The 18,959-nt window shown below is 68.2% G+C and carries 11 protein-coding genes; 2 read left to right on the top strand and 9 right to left on the bottom strand.

Features of this window, described 5'->3' with window-relative positions; genetic code table 11:
* Window positions 1–44: 44 nt before the first annotated feature.
* The 9 genes from OXG83_06615 to OXG83_06575 all read right to left on the bottom strand — a co-directional run bounded on the left by OXG83_06615 (window position 45) and on the right by OXG83_06575 (window position 16,184).
* Window positions 45–3,110 carry a PQQ-binding-like beta-propeller repeat protein gene (locus OXG83_06615; GenBank protein MCY3964689.1) on the bottom strand — a complete coding sequence of 1,022 codons (3,066 nt, stop codon included), beginning with the start codon at window positions 3,108–3,110 and terminating at the stop codon, window positions 45–47.
* Window positions 3,107–5,296 (bottom strand): sulfatase-like hydrolase/transferase, encoded by a 2,190-nt coding sequence (locus tag OXG83_06610; GenBank protein MCY3964688.1) that lies wholly within the window; start codon window positions 5,294–5,296, stop codon window positions 3,107–3,109. Before OXG83_06610 ends, OXG83_06615 begins: the two co-directional genes overlap by 4 nt.
* 33 nt (window positions 5,297–5,329) lie before the next feature.
* Entirely contained in the window at window positions 5,330–7,327 is a 1,998-nt protein-coding gene (locus tag OXG83_06605; GenBank protein MCY3964687.1) for a PQQ-binding-like beta-propeller repeat protein, read from the bottom strand.
* 10 nt (window positions 7,328–7,337) lie between these two features.
* Window positions 7,338–7,796: a DUF6152 family protein gene (locus OXG83_06600; protein ID MCY3964686.1), complete on the bottom strand. Its 459-nt coding sequence runs from the start codon at window positions 7,794–7,796 to the stop codon at window positions 7,338–7,340.
* The gene (locus OXG83_06595; protein ID MCY3964685.1) at window positions 7,793–8,623 is read right to left on the bottom strand and encodes a hypothetical protein; all 831 of its coding nucleotides are present in this window, start codon (window positions 8,621–8,623) and stop codon (window positions 7,793–7,795) included. The genes OXG83_06600 and OXG83_06595 overlap by 4 nt, the downstream gene beginning before the upstream one ends.
* An 11-nt stretch (window positions 8,624–8,634) precedes the next feature.
* Complete coding sequence (locus OXG83_06590) at window positions 8,635–9,516, bottom strand: hypothetical protein (protein MCY3964684.1); 882 nt, start codon at window positions 9,514–9,516, stop codon at window positions 8,635–8,637.
* A gap of 119 nt (window positions 9,517–9,635) precedes the next feature.
* On the bottom strand, window positions 9,636–11,069 hold the full coding sequence (locus OXG83_06585) for an MFS transporter (GenBank protein ID MCY3964683.1): 1,434 nt from the start codon (window positions 11,067–11,069) through the stop codon (window positions 9,636–9,638).
* Between the two features lie 34 nt (window positions 11,070–11,103).
* The gene (locus OXG83_06580; GenBank protein ID MCY3964682.1) at window positions 11,104–12,216 is read right to left on the bottom strand and encodes a Gfo/Idh/MocA family oxidoreductase; all 1,113 of its coding nucleotides are present in this window, start codon (window positions 12,214–12,216) and stop codon (window positions 11,104–11,106) included.
* A gap of 20 nt (window positions 12,217–12,236) precedes the next feature.
* Complete coding sequence (locus tag OXG83_06575; GenBank protein MCY3964681.1) at window positions 12,237–16,184, bottom strand: PmoA family protein; 3,948 nt, start codon at window positions 16,182–16,184, stop codon at window positions 12,237–12,239.
* Between the two features lie 170 nt (window positions 16,185–16,354).
* Between OXG83_06575 and OXG83_06570 the strand changes: the two genes are divergently transcribed.
* Both OXG83_06570 and OXG83_06565 read left to right on the top strand, forming a co-directional pair.
* A complete protein-coding gene (locus tag OXG83_06570; GenBank protein ID MCY3964680.1) occupies window positions 16,355–18,121 on the top strand; it encodes a hypothetical protein in 1,767 nt (588 codons plus the stop codon).
* A gap of 6 nt (window positions 18,122–18,127) precedes the next feature.
* Window positions 18,128–18,940: a helix-turn-helix domain-containing protein gene (locus OXG83_06565; protein ID MCY3964679.1), complete on the top strand. Its 813-nt coding sequence runs from the start codon at window positions 18,128–18,130 to the stop codon at window positions 18,938–18,940.
* Window positions 18,941–18,959 lie beyond the last annotated feature (19 nt).

The following is an 18,959-nucleotide window of genomic DNA, read 5'->3' as shown; positions in this document are numbered from 1 at the left end:
CGGCCGTTAGGCCGGCTCCGTTTCGGCGGCCAGTTCCATGGCTTCTACCGCCTTTCCGCCCACTCCTTCTCCAACTGCCGCGCCCCGCGCATCGTCATCCCCATCGAGTAGTTGCCTTCGTGGCAGGCGTACTCGTAGATGCGCTCGTCGGTGCGCAGCCACGGGAACGAACCGCTCCAGGTCGCCTCGTAGTCGGGATCGTCGACGCTGAACTCGTAGAACAGGCTGCCGTCCTCCTGCGGCGTGAGGCGCTCGACGATGCGCAGCCCCTCGTGCGCCACGCCGACGGGACTTCGGGCGTTCTGGCGTCGCTCGTTCGCGCCCCTTGCCACGCCTCGCCGGCGGAAGTTCATCGTGTCGACGACCAGGGTGTCGCCCTCCCACCGGCCGATCGATTCGCCGGCGTAGGAGAGCACGTCTTTCGGCGGGTGCTCCGAGCCGAGGCGGACGATGCGTGCCTCGTGCATCAGTTCCGCCAGGATCACGACGTGGGTTGCGGTCTGGGTGATGCGGTAGTAGGCGCCGTAGCCCCTTCGCAGGGTCGGGATCGTCGCCCGATCGGAGTAGATGCAGCGCTCCCAGAGGCCGATCAGCTCCGGATCGTCGAAGATCCGGTGTTCCCCGTTCGTCGCCGGGATGACGCGGCCTCGTATGCCGGTGACTTCGTCCGCCCGCAGCCACCAGGCGCCGTCGGGATTCGGGGGTCCCATGCGATCGGCGATTGTGAATGCCGGCCGCCGCTTCCTTCCCGCCTCGGTCACGGCCGGCATGCGGCCGTTCGGTGGGTCGGTGAGGACGGAGTTCCGGTGCCTGCCGTCGACCGTGAAGACGATCGTGCCCATGTCGAGAAGTGAGAGGGCGTTGGCGCCGGTGACCCGGCCGCCGGCGTAGCCGCCATCCGGCGGCGGAGGACGATCGGGGTCACTTGGGAGGCCTTGCTGGGCGGCCCTCGCGGCTGCGGACTCCTCGATCCTCTTGGCGTCATCGGCGCTCATGTAGGGGTCGTCGCCGTATCTCGGATGGCGCTCGAAGGGCGTCAGCGTGTTGACGGTGTAGGTGCCTGAGAGATCGGGCTCGCCGCCCGGCATCCGCGGAATGTCGTTCTCCGCGGCCTGCGCGGTCGGCAGGGCGAAGGCAACGAGCTGAGCCGTTTCCGGGCCGCTGCGCGCGGTTCTCGAAGTCACCTTGCCGCCGGCGGGCACGACGATGTACTGGCGGCCCTGGTGCAGGTAGGTCATCGGCACTCCGTGCAGGGTGGCCTCGGTCTCCACCTCCGCGAGGAGCTCGCCGGTTGCCTTGTCGTAGGCCTGGAGGAAGCTGCCCCTGGCGGCGCGAGCGTCCCAGCTCGGCCAGTTCGGCACGTAGGTGATCAGCAGGGTCCTGGTGATGAGGAGCCCGCCCTCGCGGTTGCCGCTCGATGGGCGGCTGCCGAGAGGGCCGAGATCGAGATGGCTGATCGCGGGGTGGTCGGTCGGTCCCTCGCCGAACGGCACCATCCAGGCGTGCTCGCCGGTGTTCAGGTCGATGGCCGTGATCCGCTGGTACGGAGGCTTGAGGAGCGGCAGTCCCTGCGGGCTTCCGACGCGACCGCCACGGCTGACCCACCTCCACTCGCTGCGCGCGGGGTCCGGTGGCGCGACCGCCACCCCGGTCGGCTGCGTTCGCGACTGAACGTAGAGGACGCCGGTCAAGGGATCGAGCGAGGCGCCGGGATGGTTCGCTCCGCCCGCCATCCCTGGCACCGCGAGCGTCGCCGTCTTGCCTCCCTCGCCCGCGACGATCGGGGGCGTGAACATCGGTCCCAGGAGGAACTCGTCGGCGATCTCGAGCGCCTCCTCCCGCAGTTCCGGCGTGAAGTCGATCAGATCGTCGATCGTCACGCCCTGGAGATCGAAGGCCGCCGGCCTGGTCGGAAAGGGCTGGGTCGGTGCCGTCCACTCCCCGGGCACCGTGGTTTGCGGCACCGGGCGCTCCTCGATCGGCCAGATCGGCTCGCCCGTGACCCGGTCGAAGACGTAGGTAAACGCCGTCTTGGACACCTGGGCGACGATCTTCCGCAAGCGGCCGTCGATCACGACGTCGGCGAGAACGGGGGCGGAGGCGATGTCCCAGTCCCAGATGCCGTGATGAACGGCCTGGAAGTGCCAGACGCGCTCGCCGGTTTCGGCGTCGAGGCAGAGCAGGCTCTCGGCGTAGACGTTCGCGCCGGGCCGGTGGCCGCCCCAGAGATTGCCGGTCGGCGTCGTGGTGGGGATGTAGACGTAGCCGAGCTCCTCGTCGCCGGCCATCGCTCCCCAGACGTTGGCGCCGCCGACCCACTTCCAGGAGTCGTTGTGCCACGTCTCGGTGAACTCCTCGCCCTCCCGGGGAATCGTGTGAAACCGCCACTTCGGCTCACCGGTACGGACGTCGTAGGCACGCACGTGGCCCGGCGGGAGACCCTGCTTCGTCGCGGGCGCGTCGGCGATTCGCGAGCCCACCACGAACGTGTCGCGAATCACGATCCCGGGCGAGCCGGCGCTGATGTCGCGCTGGAAGACCTCCTCGCGGCCCAGTCGGTCATCCGACAGATCGACGATGCCGTCTTCTCCGAAGGCGGGGTCGGGGCGTCCCGTCGCGAGGTCCAGCGAGATCAGTTGCTTGCCGCTGGTGATGAAGATGATGCGCTCGGCCTCGCCGTCGGTCCAGTACTCGAGGCCTCGGGGAGTGGCGCCGTAGGCTTGCGGGAACTCGTAGCTCTTCGGGTCGTAGAGCCAGAGTTCCTCACCGGTCGCGGCGTCGAGGGCGACGATCTGCCAGAGGCTGGTCGCCATGTAGACCCGGCCGTCGACCATCAGCGCCGAGCCCCGGAAGGTCCCCGGCTCCTCCCGCAGGTCGTGATCGGCCGACTTCCAGCGCCACGCGACCTCGAGTTGCTCGAAGTTCGCGGCATCGATCTGGTCGAGTGGCGAGTAGCGGGTGAAGGCGTGGTCGCGGCCATGGTGCCGCCACTCGGCGTTCTCCTCGCCGGACTCGGCGAGGGCGCCGGTTGCCATCGACGCGGCTGCCAGCAGCGCCAGCGCAAGGCAAGGCCGCCAGATCGTGCGGCGCCGGCGGACGTTCCTGTTCACTGCGCTCGCTGCAAGGCCGCTTCGGTGAGGATTCGCAACTGGTCGACGCCGCTGGCGCCCGCGGCCAGGTCGATGCGGATCGTCGTTCCGCCGGCGAGGATCTCCCAGCCGTCGACGTCCGTCTCGCCGACTAGGGCACCGCGCTCGGCCGAGGCGCTGAACTCGGGGTTGGCGAAGGCGAGGTAGTCGCTGGCCGCGAGGCTCGCCGAGCTTGCGGCGACCCCCAGGATGGGATCGTCGAACGCGATCTCGACGCCATTCAGTTCGGTGGTCGCGGTGGGGGCGAAGTGAAGCAGGTAGCTGTGGACGACGGTGCCCGCGGGTACGGTCGCGCCGGGCGGCGGGTTGCCGCCGTCGTAGGCGGCGGGGGCCCCGCCGCTCTCGACCGCCAGGTCCTCGCCGAGGGTGGCGAACTGGCGCTCGACGACCAGTTCGGGACGATCTGCTGAGGTCCGACGAGCGGCCGAGAGGTCGCCGGGAACGGTCTCGTCGCCGACGTCGCCGAGAAGGTCGACGCCGTCGGCCGCTGCGATGCGGGTGTCGTAGTCGGCGCCCTCGCGGCTGGCCGCCGTGTCCACCTCGTACCAGGTCGTGATCTCGTCGAGAAGCGAGGTGAAGATGGCCTGGATCTCCGGCGGCTTCGAGTCGACGTCGGCGCTGGTGGCGACCGGGGTCTGTTCGCGTGGGTCTTCGAGCAGGTCGAAGAGCTCCCATTCCCGGCCGCTGGTCACCGAGATCAGCTTGTAGCGGTCGTCGAGGATGGAGCGCCCGCCGCCCAGCCTCATCAGGCCCCGGCCACCGCGGCCCCGGCCGGCGCTGTCGCAGTCCTCGGGCTCGCCGGCGGCGCGTTCAGGAACGGGGTCGTCGCAGTCGTCGAACCGGAGGCGGCCCAGGCGCGGCGCCGAGCGATCGCCGAAGAGGACTTCGGACATCGACTCGCCGTCGAGCGGCCGTGCGTCGGGCAGGTCGACTTCCCAGATGTCCAGGAGCGTCGGCAGGTAGTCGCTCGTGATCATCGGGGTGGAGGTCTCCCCGGGAGCGATCCGTCCCGGCCACTCGACGATGCCCGGTACGCGGACCCCGCCCTCCCAGATGGAGCCCTTGAATCCTCGCAGGCCGGCCTTCGCTTCGTCCCGGTCGTCGAGTCTCACGGACCCCGAAAGCCCGTTGTCGGAGGTGAAGGCCACCAGCGTGTCGTCTTCGATGCCGAGCGTTCGCAAGTGGGCGCGCAGACGGCCGATCTCCCTGTCCATCGCCGTGATGCCGGAGTAGTAGGCCTTCTCGTAGTCGTTCATCTCCGCCTGCTCTTCGGACGAGTAGAACTCGTCGAGAGTCGCCTGGTCGAGGCGATGGGGGCTGTGCGGCGGATGGAACCAGACGACGGCGAAGAAGGGGCGCTCGGCGGCAACGGCATCGTCGATGAACCGCATCGTTTCCCGGACCAGGATCGCGGAGGCGTCGCCGGCCAGCGTGGGGGAGTCGATGTCGATGTGCTGCTCGTGGCCCGTCCAGTAGTGCGCCCCGATGTGGTTGCCTTCGCTCGGGAGCGGACCCGCGGGGTCGATGCGCATCGGCTCGAAGGTCGGCAGCGCCTGCGGAGACGCCCAGGTGCGCTCGTAGCCGTGGTGCCACGGCGCGGAATAGAAGTCGCCGCCGGACCGGCCGAAGCATCTGCCGCCGCATCGCGCGAGGTCGTCTGCGTCGGGTTCCGGCGTCCGGTTCAGGTTGCCGATGTGCCACTTGCCGAAGTGTCCGGTCATGTAGCCCTGGGTCTGGGCCAGTTCGGCGATCGTCAGTTCCAGGTTGCGGAGACCGTCGTTGTAGGCCATGTCGACGTGGTTGCGCCGCGGCGAGCGGCCGGTGACGAAGGACGACCGGGTCGGACTGCAGTTCGAACCGTGCGAGTACATGCGGTGAAACTGGAGGCCGGCCGCCGCCATCGCGCGCAGCTCGGGCGTCTTGACCTCGCTGTGGCCCGGAAAGACGTCGCCGGGGGCGAGCTGCTGGGAGTACTCGACGTCGCCCCAGCCCTGGTCGTCGCTCATCATGAGAATGATGTTCGGCCGCGGCGGAGTCGGCGCCGGTCCTGCCTCCTCGCCCGAGGGAGCGGCGCAACCGCAGGCTGCGAGGCCGAGGACGAGCGCGCCCGGCCGGTGGGAGAAGGAGCGTGCGACGTTCCTGATCATCTCGTGGACCTCCTTATCCCGCTGATGCGGTTGTCAGTCCTCCCGCGGCAGGGCGAAGGCCACCAGCTCCGCCGTCGCCGCCTGGACGTTCGCGTTACGGCCCACGGCCCTGCCGCCCGGCCTGCCGCCTGCCGGCACCACGATGTACTGGCGGCCCTCGTGCCGGTAGGTGATCGGCACGCCGTGCAGCGCCGTGTCGGTCTCGACCTGCGCCAGCACCTTGCCGGTGGCCTTGTCGTAGGCGGTGAGGTAACTGGCGGTCGCCGTCGGGGCGTCCCAGCTCTCCCGCTTGGGCGAGTGGGTAATGAGGAGCGTCCTGGTGACGAGCAGCCCGCCTTCGCGGGTGCCGCTCGAAGGGCGGCTGCCCAGGGGGCCGAGGTCGAGATGGCGGATCGCGGGGTGATCCGTCGGGCCTTCTCCCAGCGGCACCTGCCAGGCGTGCTCGCCGGTCTTCAGATCGATTGCCGTGATGCGCCGGTAGGGCGGTTTCGTCAGGGGCAGCCCCTGGGGGATCTTGAGTCCTCCCGCTCCTCCCGTCGATTGCTTCACGTAGCGGAACTCGCTGCGGGCGGGGTCCGGCTTCGCCAAGCCCCAGGCGCCGAGCTGGGTCGTCGACTGGACGTAGACGATCCCGGTCAGAGGATCGAACGAGGCGCCAGGATGATTGGCCCCGCCGCCTGGGCCGGGCGAGACGATCGTGCCGAGCTTGCCTCCCTCGCCGGCGACGATGGAGGGTGTGAAGATCGGCCCGGTGACGAACGACTCGAGGACCTCGAGCGCCTCCTGACGCAGCTCCGGCGTGAAGTCGACCAGATCGTCGACGGTCAGGCCCTGGAGATCGAACGCCGGCGGTTTGGTCGGAAACGGTTGGGTCGGCGAGAGCATCTCGCCGGGCACCGTGGACGGGGGAACCGGCCGCTCCTCGATCGGCCACAGAGGCTCGCCGGTGACCCGATCGAAGACGTAGAGGAAGGCGGTCTTCGACGCCATGGCAACGGCCTTGCGCAGCCGGCCTTCGACGACCACGTCGACCAGGTTCGGGGCCGAGGCGTTGTCGTAGTCCCAGATGCCGTGATGCACGGTCTGGAAGTGCCAGACGCGCTCGCCGGTCTCCGCGTCGGCGCATACCAGACTCTCGCCGTACACGTTGTCGCCGTGGCGGTCGCCGCCGTAGTAGTCGCTCGACGGTGTCGACGTGGCGAAGTAGACGTAGCCGAGCTCCTCGTCGGCGGCGAGCGGCGCCCAAACGTTCGTGTTGCCCATCCACTTCCAGGAGTCGTTCTCCCAGGTCTCAGTGAAGTCGTCGCCTTCCTGCGGGATCGTGTGGAAGCGCCACTTCTGCTCGCCGGTGCGCACGTCGTACGCGCGTACGTGGCCCGGCGGGATGCCCGTCTTCTTCGACGGCACGTCGAAGATCCGCGAGCCGACGATGTACGTGTCGCCGACGACGATCCCGGGCGAGCCGGCGCTGATGTCGCGCAGCCGGATCCCGGGGCGGCCGAGGTCGTCGAGCGCCATGTGGACGAAGCCCTCCTCGCCGAAGTCGGGATCGGGTTGCCCGGTCGCAAGGTCGATCGAGATCAGCAGCTTTCCGGAGGTGGCGAACAGGATGCGCTCCTCCTCGCCGTCGGTCCAGTACTCGATTCCCCGGGGACCCGAGTACGCGGCCCTCGGCGCCTTGTACGCTTCGGAGTCGAACACCCAGCGCTCTTCGCCGGTGGCCGCATCGAGCGCCGCGAGCTGCCACAGCGTGGTCATCATGTAGACCCGGCCGCCGACCATGAGCGCGGAGCCGGCGAAGGCGCCGGGTACCTCCCTCACGCGGTGGTCGGCGGACTTCCAGCGCCAGGCGACCTCGAGCCGGGAGAAGTTCTCGCCGTCGATGTCCGCTAGCGGCGAGTAGCGGCTGAAGGCGTGGTCGCGGCCGTGATGCTGCCACTCGACGTCGGGAGCGCCGGAGTCGGCGAAGGCGCCGGACGTCACCAGCGCGGCCGCCAGTGCCGCCAGCATGGCGGTTGGGCGGTTCGTCACGAGACAGCGCTCATGGGTTCGATGGCTCCGACGGGTCGGCCGAATCTCTCGGCGCGCCGGTGCCGGAAGATCCCAGGAACAGCCTCTCCCCGTTGGTGTAGGTCACGGTACGTCCGGCGCACTTGTTCGAGCGGTCCTTGGCCTGGAAGCCGTCGACCACGATCTCGGTTCCCGGCAGCAGCGAGTTCTTGGTGAAGCCCCGGCGGAACAGGCTTGGGGGACTGCCGCTCTCGACCATCCAGATCTCGGTCGAACCGTCTTCCTTCACGACCTCCATGTGGATCCACGCGTGGGGATTGATCCACTCCATCCGGGTCACCTTGCCGGTGAGCTTGACCGGGCGGTCGGCATCGAACTCGGCCGCGAAGGCATGGTGCGCCATCGCCGGCGCGGCGCCCACGGCGAGAGTGAGAGCGGTTGCGGCCATGAGGACCTTGGTGGGCATGGCGTTGACCTCCTTCCGGGTCATTCGGGATCTCCGGCCTTCCAGACGCCCTTGCTCAGGTGGTGATACATCAGCTCTTCCGCGAACACGACGCACTTGAAGTCGAGTAGCTGCATGTTCTCCTCGATCCGTCGATAGAGCGGAAAGCTCACCTTCCACGGGCGCGTGTAGGTCTTCGGGTCGGTGATCGTCGCCTCGTAGTGGAGATGGTCCGGCCCGGTCGCCGTGTAGCGCTCGAGGACGTGGATCTCCCCGCTGTGGTGATTGCCGGAACTGTCGAGCCAGGTGTCGGGAACCTGAGCGGAGACGTCGATCACGAGGGTCTCTCCCTCCCAGTGCCCACGGGAGTGCCCCATCCAGTTGTCGCCGGGACTCTCGAAGTCGGGCCGGTTCATGTAGACGATCCGGCTGGCGCTGGCGAACTCGTAGGCGAAGATGACGTTCTCGGGGGTCTGGATGATCTGGAACGGGAAGGGCATGTAGTTGGCGCGGGGGATGCCGGGCATGAAGCACTTGATTGCCGGGTCCAGCTCCCACCACCGCGCGAGGTTCTCCTGCTGCTTCGCCCTCGCCGCGGGGGTGTAGGGGATCTCGCCGCCTTCGACGATGCCCAGGCCCCCCGGCACGGCGCCGAGCGCACCCAGTTCGACGATCGGGCCGCTGCGGGCGGCGTGGGCCTCGATGTCCCAGTGCGCCGACGTCAGGGCCTGCCAGATGCCGTTCAGATCCGGCTCGCCGTCACTGGTGCGCGGGGCTAGGTAGTCCTGCGCCTGGACCGGCGCCGCCGCCGTCGCTGCAACGACTGCAGCGACGATGGCGGAAACCCCTGCGATCCGCATTCGGTTTCGCACCTTCCCGCCTCTCATTCGGGGTCCGCCGCGGCTGCCGCGGCGGCCTCCTGCTCGCTGACCCGAGCGCCGCGCAGGATGTTCGCCATGTTGTAGTTGCCCTCGTGGCAGGCGAACTCGAAGAGCGGCTCGTTCCGCTTGCCCATCGGCATCCTCACCGTCCATGGCCTGACCCAGATCGGCGGATCGTCGATCGTCACTTCGTACAGCATCACCTCGGGTCCGACCCGGGTGAAGCGCTCGGTCACCACGAGCTCTTCCGAGTTTAGGGAGTGGAACCAGGTCTGCGGGGTCCCTCGCTGGTGGGTGCCGGCGTACCCCTTGGGCAGGTAGTTCGCCGTCTCGACGACCAGCGAATCGCCTTCCCAGTGGCCTCGGGAGTCGCCGAGCCATAGCCCGATCCGGCGATCGGGGTGGGCCGAACCGTCGAGGGGAATGACCCGCGCCTCGTGGTACCACTCCATGACGATGACCATGTGGTCCCTGTTCTGGACGAACTTGTAGTACTGGTTGAAGTTCGCGCGCACGGGCACCCCCAGGGTCACGCAGCGTTCGCCCAGGGAGCGGTCCTTCCAGGAGTCGGCCGGATGCTCCTCGAGGTACTGCTGGAGTTCGTCCCAGTCCTTCTGCGCCTGCTCGGTCAGAGCCGGAATCCCGCCTTCCGGCGGGTCGATGACCAGGTCCGACAGTCTGGCGCCGCCGCGTGTTCCGCCGATCTCCACCCACACGCCACGCAGATCGGGGTGGCCGTCCACGGTGCGGGGAACGGTCCAGCCCGCTGGCGTCTCAGGCACCTCCACGGGCCCGCGAGCGCGTCTCTGGGCCGCAGCAAGGCCAGGCAGCAGCAGGACCAGCACGACTCCGGCCGCCAGGCGTCGCGAAGACGAGTTCGACATCAGCAGCCTCCTGCGGGTTGGATGGCAGTGGGTCTGCCTTTGAGGCTAATGGACCTGCCGCCTCCGGTCAAACACCGTTTGGAACATGACCCGTGTCAACCCCCTGATGCGCTCTCGCTTCAGGTCTCCTGCTGCGACGTCAGTTCGATCTGCTTGTAGCCGCCTGCCCGCCGGAAGTGGAGGATCAGGTAGAGGAAGCCGAGCGCCATGAAAACGGGTATCGCCGCCGTGATTCGCAGAGCGGTCTGGCCGCCGTGGAAGGAGGCGTCGCGCACCGCCTGCTCGTCCGGCGGCAGGGTGATGCTGAAGTCCTTGGCCTTCTCCATGACCGGGCCGGCCTTCGTGCCGTCGAGGCCCTGGACCGGGGCGAAGAACAGGAAGCTGTTCGTGCCCTGGGCCTTGTACTCCTCGTACACTGCGGGCGCCTTCGCCTGCAGGTCCTGCGAGGCGTGGCGGTCCTGGAGGTAGCCGATGCCGGGGCCGCCCAGCAATCCGGCCGAGAGCATGCCGACGCCGCCGACGGCCCCCAGCGTGAGAGCGCCGCCGCGGGGGAAGCGCTCCGAGACGACGGCCAGCATGGTCGGCCAGAAGAAGGCCTTGCCGGCGCCGTAGATCGTGGCTGCGACCATGACGGTGACGGCGCCGGCCAGCGAACCGAGCGAGTAGAGGCCGATGGCGGCGACGACGGCGCTCACGAACAGTAGCCCGAGCGGATTGATCCGATGAACGATCGGACCGGCGAAGAAGCGCAGCACGAACATCAGGATGGATGTGTAGAGCAGGATGAACAGCCCCTTGCCGCCCAGCACGGTGTCCATGATGTTGACGATCCAACTGTCGGTTCCGAGTTCGACGTAGCCGATGCAGACGTGGAGCACCAGCAGGAAGAGCAACATGGGCGCCGCGAACTCCTTGACCATGTCGAGGAACTTGACGCCGGCAGCGGCCGCCTCGGACGTGGGGAACTTCTCCTTGACCATCATCAGGACGTAGATGAGGGTCGGAACGAGGTAGAGCGCGAGGACGATCTCCCAGCGGACGCGGCCGATCAGCCCGATGCCCAGGAGAGAGCCGCAGATCAGGCCGGCGGGCCAGCCGGCGTGCAAGATGTTCAGGTAGTGGGTCTTCTCCTTGTGGTAGAGCGTCGCGACCAGCGGGTTGATGACCGCTTCGCAGATGCCGTTCGCGACGGCGAAGATGAAGACGCCCCAGAACAGGCAGAAGTAGGCCCCGGCGCGGGCGAAGTCCGGGTTCGTTTCGATCGATCCGTTGTAGATGAAAGTCGCCGCAACGGCCACGACGACCGACAGCACATGCAGGACGCCCGCCCCCAGCAGGAACGGTTTGTAGCCGTAGCGGTCGAGGAAGGCGCTGGCCACGAGGATTACGAGTCCGAAGCCGACGAAGCCGCCGCCGGTGATCTGTCCGAGTTCCGTCTGCGTGAAGCCGAATGCCGTGCCCCATTCCAGGAGGAGCCCGCCGCGAACGGCGGTTCCGACTCCGGCAACCAGGATGGTGAGGAAGCTCGCGATCAGTAGTTTCGTCTTGTTCATTGGCCCTCCTGAAGCCGGTCCGTTGGTTGGGGTCCTATGGTCCGAGCGTGAAGCTCGGTAGCCGGATGATCTCGCCGCCCTGGAGCGCCGACTCGTGGGCGCAGATGCCGACGCAGGTCCAGTTGGCGCTGGTGACCGCGTTCGGCCAGGGATCGCGGTCGTCGTTGAGCGCGCTCAGGAACTCGTGGACGAGGTGGGGGTGGGAGCCGCCGTGGCCGCCGCCCTGGATGAAGGAGAGGTGCTCGGCGTCGTGGATCTCCTGCGGCAGGGTGAAGTGGCGGATCTGCTCCGGCAGAAGGTGCGCGTAGTCGGGCACCTCGATCTTCTCCGGGATCTCGTGCTCGGGCTTCTTCGCGGTGTGCAGGACGTGGGGCTCGTCTTCGATCAGCGTCCACTCGAAGCTCTTCTTCGTGCCGTAGACATCGAAGCTCTCGCGGTACTGCCTGGCGACGTCGTAGAGGAAGCGCCAGATGTGGGCGACCAGGTCGCTGTCCTTGACCTTGATGTGGCAGGTCTCGACGGCGAAGCGGTTGCCGGACTTCTCGGCGATGTCGTCGCGCACCGCGCCCGAGCCGAAGCAGCTCACGTACTCGGCCAGGCCGTTGACCAGGCCCAGGCACGGACTGACGACGTGGGTCGCGTAGTGCATCGGGATCATGCGCTCCCAGTAGGACGGCCAGCCGTCCATGTCCTGCGGGTGCGAGGCCGCCAGGTGCTGGATGTCGCCGAGTTCGCCCCTCTCGTACAGCTCCTTGATGAACAGGAACTCGCGGCTATAGACGACGGTCTCGGCCATCATGTACCTGAGGCCCGTCTCCGCGACCTTCTCGACGATCTTGCGGCAGTCGTCGACGGTCGTCGCCATCGGCACGGTGCACATCACGTGCTTGCCGGCGTCGAGCGCGGCGAGCGACATCCAGGCGTGGTCCGGGATCGGCGTGTTGATGTGGACGTAGTCGACGTCCGGATCGGCGAGCACGTCGTCGTAGTCCGTGTAGCGCCGCTCGATCCCGAACTGGTCGCCCACCTTGTTGAGTTCCGCTTCGTCCCGGCGGCAGATCGCGTGGACGTTGGCGCCGGGGTAGGCCTGATAGATGGGGATGAACTCGGCGCCGAAGCCGAGGCCGATCATGGCGACGTTCGTCATGTCCGCGTCCCTCGAAGGCCTCAGGGGCCCTGAGGGCTCGTTTCTTCCTGCGCGGTCATCAGGTACGCGACGAGGTTCGTCACCTCGTCGTCGGTGTAGGGATCGAGCAGTCCCTCCGGCATCATCGAGAGCGGGAAGTAGTCGAACGACTGGATATCCGACTGCGCGATGACGACTTCGTCCTGGCCGACGACGCGCAGGGTCAGGGAGCGGGGGCTCTTCGTGGCGACGGTGCCGGAGTAGGTCCGGCCGTCCCGGGTGGTCACCATCAGGGTCTGGTAGACGTCCTGGATGTCGCCGCTCGGGTCGAGGATGTTCGTCAGCAGGTAATCGAGCTCCGTGCGGTTGGAACCCGTGAGGTCCGGACCGATCAGACCGCCTTCGCCGAACATCTGGTGGCACACGGCGCAAAGCTCGGTGAACATCTGCTCGCCGTGCGCGGTGTCGGCCGCCGCGACCGCCTCGTCGCTCAGGATCGTCGTGTACTTCGCGATGGCCGCGGCCTTTTCGCTGGAGACCCGCGTGATCGGTCCCCAGACCTCGAGAAAGCCGCTGCCGACGACGCGGTGGAGCTGGCGGGCGACGTAGGCCGGCACGTCGCGCCGCGGGACGCTTCCCTCCTTGATCGCGCCCATCAACACGCGTCCGTAGATGGGGCGGGAGGCGAGCGTCTGGACGGCGGCGAGCTTCTCATCCGCGTTGAAGGAGTCGTAGCGCCCGAGCAGCAGGAACCCCGTTTGCCAGCGGCCGTCGAACGCGGCGTAGGCGCGAAGCGCGGCGATCCGCACCTCGGGTTCGTCCAGCAGAGCCGGGAGCCGCTCGAAGAGGGCCTGGTGCTGCTGGTCGGCGAGGCCGCGGATGGCCCGCCGTCGATCCTCGGCCGGCGCGCTTTCGTCGTCGAGGGTCGCGAGGAACTGGCGCGCGACCTCGACGCCGCCGAACTGCTGTTCGACCTCGAGGGCGAGGTCGGCGACGTTGCGGTCGCGCTTCAGGCGCCCGTAGACCCGTTCCCAGTTGTCCGGGGGTTCGGCGTAGACCTGGCCTTCGAGTCCGGCCAGCATGCCCCGGAGCAGGGCCGGCCGGGCCTCGGACCGGTCGTCGAGCGAGGTAACGAGGAACCCGAGCTCGTCCGCGTCGACCGCGCGGCGGGCGATGTTCTCCGTGAGCATCGGGATCTGGGAGGTCCTGGCGAGCCGGAGCGCGCGCTTCGGGTCCTCCGGAACCAGGGGCTCGATGCCGAACCAGATCATCTTCGGGATGTTGTGGTCGTCGGCGTCGTCGCCCTTCATGACCAGGTGCTCGGCGATCGGCCAGCGCACGTCGTGCTCGACGCGCTGGAGAGCCGCCGCGAGGTACAGGCGGACGACCGGCGAGGTGTCCCGGTCCGCCAGCTCGATGAACCTCTCCGTTGCGGCGGCCGGCGCGTCGTGGTCCTCGGTCAGGAGCTGAATCGCCCAGGCGCGAACGTGCTGATCCTCGTCGTCCAGAGCGGTCATCAGCTCGTTGGGCGTGAAGCCGCCGGTGACGTGGAGCGCCCACATCGCCCGCAGGCGCAGGTCGCCGTCCGGGTTCGACGCGAACACGTGGCGCAGCGCGTCGTGGACCGTGGCGTCGACTTCGTCCCTGGCCGCCCGGCCCTGCAGGACGACTCGTGCTCGCCGCGCGTGCCAGGCGCTCTTTGAGAGCTGCAGCTCCACGAGTTGCTCGTTCGACATCGCCTTGACGTCGTCGTAGCGGCCCTCCCAGTCCTCCGCCAGCGACTGCTCGGGCGTGATCCGGAAGATCCGTCCCGTCTCCTTGTGCTGGACGTCGTTGCCGCAGATGTCCGCGTCGTGCCAGTCGAGGACGTAGACGTCGCCGCCCGGCCCGATCTCCATGCTGAAGCCGACCCACTGCTTGTTGTTGGCGAGCAGGAAGTCCTCGCCGTGGTGCGCGACGAAGCCGGAGCCCTTCGCCTCGAGCTCGTCGGAGAGCACCGCGTGCTCGTGGATGTTTGCCATGAAGAGCCGGCCGTAGTGCTCCTCGGGGAAGGCGTCCGACAGGTAGACGCGCGCGCCCCCGTGCGCGGAGCGGTGCCGGTGGTTGACGATCGTGCGGATGTCGCCGTAGACGTACGGATTGAAGTGCGAGCCGCCCTGGCGGTGGTAGATGCCGCCGGGGACCACGTGGAACAGGTGGGGAATCACGCAGGCGGTGATGAAGATTTGGCCCTTCGCGTCGTAGTCGATGCCCCAGGGGTTGCTGAAGCCGTGGGCCACGACCTCGAAGCGGTCCTTCGTCGGGTGGTAGCGCCAGACGCCGCCGTTGATGTCGACTCCGTCGTACTCGAAGAGGTCATCGGGGAAGGGGTCGTTGTGGCCGTAGATCGTCTCGTCGGGTCCCGGCTTGCGGATCCTGGAGGGCGTCGCGAAGCCTTCCAGGCCGTAAAGCCAGCCGTCGGGCCCCCAGTGGAAGCTGTTGATCGTCTCGTGACGGTCGCGGATGCCCCAGCCGGTCAGCAGGATCTCGGCGTCGTCCATGTCGGCGACGTCGTCGCCGTCGCGGTCGGGGAGAAACAGCAGGTGGGGCGGCGCGCCGACGAAGACGCCGTCGAAGCCGACCGCAAGCGCCGCCGGGAACGGGATGCCCTCCGCGAAGACCTTCTTGCTGTCGGCGGCGCCGTCACGGTCCGTGTCCTCGAGAATCAGGATGCGGCTGTCGCCCGAACCGGAGAAACCGCGGCCGCGGGTCTCGTAGTCGCGGTTCTCGGCGATCCACATGCGGCCGCGGTCGTCCCAGGCGAAGGCCATGGGCTGGGTGATCATGGGCTCCGAGGCCCAGGCGTTGACCTTGAACCCGTCGCGCACGGTCATCGCATCGACCGCCTCTTCCGGGGTCAGGAACTTCTCCTGCTTCGCTTCCCGCTGGGCGATGCCCCATAGCGATGACGTCGAGTAGGAGCCCTCGGCGGCCCCGGTGTACTCCTCCCAGTCCTCGGTCAGTTCGAGGTCGTTCAGCTCGCCGGTGTAGACGATCAGGCGATGGCGGATGACCTCGGTCGCGCCCTCGGGGATGTGCCAGTCGCCCATCCGGGCGCGGGTGGGTCCGACACCGAGCTGGCCGTCGACACGCCAGGTCTGGGGGTAGCCGGCGTTCATCGGGTGGTCGAAGATCGCGACGTGCAGGAAGTCGTCGCGGCCTTCGACCTGCATGCCGACGTCGACCCACATCGCGCGCTGGCCCTCCGCCTGGCGGTTGCGCTGCCGTGCCGCGTTGACGGCCTCGCCGGCGATGTCCTTATGCCAGGGCATGCGCAGGAACATGCCGCCGTAGGACATCTCGTTGATCGAGACCTCGGTGTGCGCCTCACCGGCCCACTCGAGGTCGAGGATGAAGCGGTCTTCCTCAGCCCGCATGGACCAGTTCTGGGTCTCGGTCATGAAGGCGTTGCCTTCGGCGTCCAGCATGCCGTAGACCGTCTGCCACTGCACCTCGGTCCCGGCCTGGGTTACCACGGAAGCCGATTCGCGCCGCCAGTAGTCCCCGCCGGGGTTGTGGAAGTAGTCCCGGCCGATGGCCTTGGCGATCTCCTCCGGCTTGTCGCGGCGGTAGAACCACTGCCGGAGCGTGTCCGCGTCCATCGGCTCGCCGTTGACGCGGGTGAAGCCCCAGTAGAGCCCGGTCTGGTGCGGGTGGTGGCCCGGGCTGTACTGCGTCGCCAGACCCTTGCCGTCCGGGGCGACGATCGGGTGCAGGAAGGGCCGGTGCTCCGCGCTGGCGTTCTGGGTGACGATCGGTTCCTCTTCGCCCTCCCGGTAGATCGAGATCGAGCCGGTTTCCTCGTCCTGGACGGCTCGTAGCAGAACAGAACTCGCGGTCTCCTGAGCCTCCGCTCCTTCGGCGCCCGTGTTCTGCGTGCAGCCGGCGACGAGCGCCGCCAGGGCCAGTAGAACGATCGGTACCACTACCGGCGCAGCCGGAACTCTCATCCGCCTTCCTCCCTCGATCCCTGAGACCTGTCTTGGAGACAAGGGCGCATCCTATCGTCCCGCCAGGAGGTGGCGCGGCGTGGCCGCTGTGGGGCTGATTCGCAAGATCGGTTAGGTGCGGCCGCAGCTTCAGTCAGGCGCGGACGCTCCCTCGCCCTCAGACTTCGGGGGTGGGCACGACACTTGACCGGGCCGGGCCGGTCATCCGGCTATTGCAGCGCCGGCGGTTGCCGGTCGCGGTAGGAGTGCTGGCCGCTCTGCTGTTGCTGCCCGCGCTCTGGGGCGGCTTCCAGCTCGACGACCACCTCCAGCGTTTCCGCCTCCTGGGGCTCGGCGACCCTTCGATCCAGCTCTTCGTCTTCTACGACGGCGACCCCCTCAGGAATCGCGCCCAGATCGAGGAGGGCACGCTGCCGTGGTGGGCTAGCCCGGACCTGCGGCACGCCAACTTTCGCTACTTGAGTGTGCTTTCAATGCAGCTCGACTACCTGCTGTGGCCGGACTTGCCGGCGCTCATGCACCTGCACAGCCTGGTGTGGCTGGGGCTCTGCGTGGGAGTCGCGGCGGCGCTGTACCGCCGCCTGTTCGGGCGCGAGGGCCGTGGAGCGCCGTGGGCGGCGGGCCTGGCCGCCCTTCTCTACGCGGTGGATGACGCCCACTCCCTGCCGGCGGCGTACATCGCCAACCGGAACGCCCTGCTGGCTACGTTCTTCGGTCTCCTGTGCCTGGAGTGCCACGCAAGGTGGCGGGACGACGGGTGGCGGGTCGGTGGCGTGCTGGCGCCGTCCTGTCTCGCCCTCTCGCTGCTGTCCGCTGAGCTCGGTGTCTCGACGGTGGCGCTTCTAGGGGCGTGGGTGCTGGTCCTCGACCGCGGCTCGTGGCGGCGCCGGCTCCTGTCCGTGTTGCCGCACGCCGGCGTGGCGCTCGCCTGGTTCCTTGCCTATCGAATCGGTGGCTTCGGCGCGCAGGGGTCTGGTGTCTACGTCGATCCCCTCGGCGATCCGGCGGGTTTTGTTTCCCTTCTCGCCGATCGGACCTCGGCGCTGATCCTGGGGCAGTGGACTCCCTTCCCCGCGGATTGGGCGTTTGTCATGGACTCCGGGACGAGTGCGGCGTGGGGCCTCCGGTTCGCGGCGCTGACCCTGGTCGTCGGCCTCGGCTGGCTCTTCTTCAAGGTCCTGCGCCGGAGCCCCCTTGCTCGCTTCTTCCTGCTCGGGGCCGTCCTCTCGCTGGTCCCGATCAGCGCGGTCGGCCCGCAGAACCGGCTGCTGTTCTTCGTCGGCTTCTGCTCGATGGGGCTTCTTGCTTGCGTTGCCGCTGGTCCTCTCGACGCGTCGCGGCGGCTGGCGTTCGGCGGGTTCCTAGTGTTCCATCTTCTGGTGGCGCCGGTGGCCGCCTACGTGTTCCTGGACGTCCAGAATCGGGCGGCAAGGCGAATGGAGACCGCGTCGGAGAGCGTGCCGGACGATGCCGGACTGGAGCGCCGCGACCTGATCCTGGTCAATCCGACGGACTCCGTGTACCTCACGACCTCGGTCGTCACGATGCGTTGGGCCGATGGACGCGCGGCGCCACGGCGAGTACGGGTGCTGTCGAACGGTTTGACCGATGTGCGGGTCGTGCGGGTTGGGGAGACGGAGCTTCTCGTCGAACCCGCAGCGGGTCTGTTTCCCGACCCCTTCAGCCGCTATCACCGGTCGAGCGAGAGGCCTTTCCTGGCGGGAGATGTGACGGAACTGAGCGATCTCCGGGTCGAAGTCCTCGAAGTGGATCCGGGAGGCGGAGGACCGACGTCAATTCGCTACGACTTCGCCGAGCCTCTGGAGGCCGAGCGCTACCTGTGGATGGCCTGGAACGGAAGCCGCTACGAGGACTGGGTGCCGCCGGACGTCGGCCAGGAGATCGTGTTGCGTCCGGTACCCGGTATCTTCGAGTGACTCAAGATGAGAGCCTCGACGGACAGCCGACACCGTCTCTTCGTCCAGGCGGCGATCGACTACATCGCGGATCATCTCGCCGAGGCGGTGCGGCTAGAGGACCTGGCCCGCCACATCGGGCTGTCCCCGGCGTATCTGCAGCGACTCTTCGTTGCGCAGGTGGGGGAGTCGCCGGCCCGTTACGCGCGGCGCCTGCGGCTCGAGCGGGCCGCATGGCTGTTGCGCCGACCGGGAGCGACCGTCACGGAGGTAGCGCTCGAAACGGGTTACGAAGCGCCGGAAGCGTTTACTCGTGCCTTCCGCGCACGGTTCCGAGTCTCACCCAGCGAGTACCGCCAGGGCTTGAGGGCGCGGGTACGCGAGAGCACCGAGGCCTTCGAGGTCGTGCGACGGCCACCCTCCCGGGTTGCCTGCGTGCGCGTCGTGGGGCACTACGACGAAGCGGACGACGCCTACGACCATCTCCGGCACTGGGCTGAGCCGCTTGGCCTTCTCGAGCGCGGGGAATTCCTGGGCATCTACTGGGACGATCAGACGATCACCGATCCTGAGAACACGCGGTGGGACGCGGCGATCGAAGTGCCTGACGAACTGGGGCGTGTGGTCGGCCCGGGCATCCAGGAGCGCCACCTTCCCGGCGGCGCCTACGCCGTGGTGCACCACCGCGGTCCGGCCTCGGTGCGTGAGACCTACGAGACCTGGTTTCGCGACTGGTTTCCCCGGCACGGCTGGAAGCCGGATACCCGACCGATGATCGTCGAGTTCAACCGCGCGGGAGACTGGTCGGAGGCGTCGCTCTACGTTGCCGTGACCCGGTAGGCGTTGTTCGCAACTTGGG

The organism is Acidobacteriota bacterium, assembly GCA_026707545.1.
In the GTDB taxonomy this organism is placed as follows: Bacteria; Acidobacteriota; Thermoanaerobaculia; order Multivoradales; family Multivoraceae; genus Multivorans.
The sequence above is the reverse complement of the archived record's forward strand: the minus strand, read 5'-3'. Positions and strand labels throughout refer to the sequence as shown.